At 64.8% G+C, this 1,254-nt stretch carries 1 protein-coding gene; it reads left to right on the forward strand.

Annotated features, from left to right (window positions below; genetic code table 11):
- Window positions 1-65: 65 nt before the first annotated feature.
- Window positions 66-1,225 (forward strand): IS3-like element ISPa39 family transposase gene (locus N5D91_RS24245; protein WP_086009122.1). Its coding sequence is split into 2 segments (ribosomal slippage): window positions 66-324 and window positions 324-1,225, totalling 1,161 coding nucleotides; the frame shifts between segments, so codons are not numbered across the junction.
- The last annotated feature ends 29 nt before the right edge of the window (window positions 1,226-1,254 follow it).

Raw genomic sequence — 1,254 nt, forward strand, 5'->3', positions numbered from 1 at the left:
TGACCTGCCCCCCGTTTTCCGGGCCAACCTGATCTTAGTAGAGTCCGTCTCACAAGAGGACGGACATGAAGAAGCGATACACCGAAGAGCAGATCATCGGCTTCCTGAAGCAGGCGGCCGCCGGCACGCCGGTCAAGGAGCTTTGCCGCAAGCACGGCTTCAGTGACGCGTCGTTCTACCTGTGGCGGCGCAAGTTCGGCGGCATGGATGTGCCCGACGCCAAGCGCCTGAAGGCACTGGAAGCGGAGAACGCGCGGCTCAAAAAGCTGTTGGCCGAGTCGATGTTGGACAACGAAGCGCTGAGGATCGTGGCGCGGGGAAAATACTGAGCCCGCCGACGCGACGGGCTGCCGTCGCGGACGTGCGGGCGAAGCTGGGCCTGTCGGAGCGGCGGGCCTGCCGGGCACTGGGCTTGTCACGCAGCGTGTTGCACTACCAGCCGCGCATGGCGAACGCGCCGTTGCAGGCCAGGCTCGTTGCGTTGGCGGGCGAACGTCGCCGGTTCGGCTACCGACGGCTGCACATCCTGCTGGAACGGGAGGGCTGGATCGCCAACCACAAGCGAATCTACCGGCTGTACCGCAACGCTGGCCTGGCGGTGCGCAAGCGCCGCAAGCGCGATCGCGTGGCCGTCGAGCGCCGTCCGCTGCAGCTGCCGTCGGGGCCCAACCACACCTGGTCGATGGACTTCGTCTTCGACGCCCTGGCCAACGGGCGCCCGATCAAGTGCCTGACGGTGGTGGACGATTGCACCAAGGAAGCGGTGGAAATCGCCGTCGGCCGGAGGATAAATGGCCAGAACGTGGCCGACATCCTGGATGCGGTATGCCGTTTCCGCGGCTACCCCGCGGCGATCAGGACCGACCAGGGACCCGAGTTTACCGGCCGGGCGCTGGACCAGTGGGCGACCGCCAACGGCGTGACGCTTGTGCTGACCCAGCCAGGGAAACCCACGCAGAACGCCTATGTGGAGAGCTTCAACGGCAAGTTCCGGGACGAATGCTTGAACGAAAACTGGTTTATCTCGCTCGAGCACGCACGGGCGGTAATCGCCATCTGGCGCAAGGACTACAACGAGGTGCGTCCGCACAGCTCACTGCCCAAATGCACGCCTGCCGAGTTCGCCGCCGCGCTGCGCAACGAAGGTGCCTTGACTGGTTCGACCGCTGATCGAAACCTGACCCACCGGAGCGGTATGCTCCCCAACCTGGACTCTACTAAGTAGCTAGTGGCCCTGAGAAAGGGGGCAGGTCA

The sequence above is a fragment of the Stenotrophomonas sp. GD03794 genome (assembly GCF_029842145.1).
GTDB classification, from domain to species: Bacteria; Pseudomonadota; Gammaproteobacteria; order Xanthomonadales; family Xanthomonadaceae; genus Stenotrophomonas; species Stenotrophomonas riyadhensis.